We start from the raw sequence: 1,415 nt of genomic DNA on the forward strand, positions 1-1,415 counted from the left end.
TTTTTTGTATAATCGAGAAAAATTACTGGGGTTGAGTCCAATGAGCAAAAAGTTGTTTACAGAGAAAGAGATTAACATCCTTTCAAATAATCCTTTCGTCAGATCAGTGAGTGATAAAGGAATCACTTACACAGATGAGTTTAAGCAAATTTTTATTACGGAAAACAGAAGGGGCAAGTTGCCAAGAGAGATATTCGAGGAGCATGGCTTTGATATAGATATCGTCGGGCTGAACCGCGTGCAATCCTCTGGGAAGAGATGGCGTGCCACTTATCGTGAGAACGGGCCTTTAGGATTGCATGATGCACGAGCTGAAAATACTGGGAGACCTCGTGAGAGGGAGCTTACACTTGAGGAGAAATATGCAAGATTAGAAGCTCAAAACAATTTGTTAAAAGCAGAAAATGAACTACTAAAAAAGATTCGCTATGCGGAAAGGGGGATAAGAAAAAGCGACTAGCACTACGATCTTGTCAGAAGTATATTCTGATTCGTACAGTGATTGAAAAGTACCAGCTTAAACATATGGTGAGTTATCTATGCGAAGTATCTGAGGTCTCACGCAGCGGCTACTATAAGTATTTTTCTAACTGTTCACAAGAAAGGCGTAAGCAAAAAGAAGAAACCGATGAGGAAGTAAAAGAGCGTATATTAAAGGCTTTTCGTTTTAAAGGACGAAAAAAAGGAGCTCGTCAAATTAAAATGATTTTGGCAGGGCAATTTCAGACTATCTACAATTTGAAGCGAATCCGTCGAATTATGAAGAAATTCAACATTGTATGTCCTATTCGGAAGACAAATCCTTATAAAAGAATGATAAAAGCAACGAAAGAGCACCGTGTGGTGCCCAACCTTTTAAACAGACAGTTTAAGCAAGGTATTCCTGGAAAAGTACTTCTTACGGATATCACTTATTTGTTTTATGGGAAAGGAATGAAAGCATACTTATCAACGATTATAGATGGCTCCACTAATGAAATTGTGGCTTACCACGTATCAGATCGGCTCACTGTAGATTTAGCAACGGATACCCTCCTGAAGTTAAAAAAGAATCGAAGATTCCATAAAACTAACCTTGCATTGATCCATTCAGACCAAGGTTTCCACTATACACATCCGACCTTTCAAAAAATAGTACGAAAACTTGGGTTACGTCAATCGATGTCTAGACGTGGGAACTGCTGGGACAACGCACTTCAGGAATCCTTTTTTGGACATTTTAAAGACGAAGTCCCTATTAAGACATGTACGAACCTGAAAGAACTAAAACGTGAAATTAAGAATTATATGACTTACTACAATAACAACAGATACCAATGGAACTTAAAAAAGATGACCCCTGTTCAATACAGAGATCATCTTCTTAACGTTGCCTAGACTTTTTTAAAAGTGTCCTTTACAAAGGGGACAGTTTA

General features: G+C 38.1%; 1 protein-coding gene. It reads left to right on the forward strand.

Annotated features, from left to right (window positions below; all coding sequences use genetic code 11):
• Positions 1–40: 40 nt before the first annotated feature.
• A protein-coding gene (locus ACQ5DJ_RS29850; RefSeq protein ID WP_429845617.1) for an IS3 family transposase occupies positions 41–1,377 on the forward strand; the annotation gives its coding sequence in 2 pieces (ribosomal slippage) (positions 41–428 and positions 428–1,377; 1,338 coding nt in all).
• The last annotated feature ends 38 nt before the right edge of the window (positions 1,378–1,415 follow it).

The sequence above is a fragment of the Brevibacillus sp. FIR094 genome, from assembly GCF_050477165.1.
Lineage (GTDB): Bacteria > Bacillota > Bacilli > Brevibacillales > Brevibacillaceae > Brevibacillus.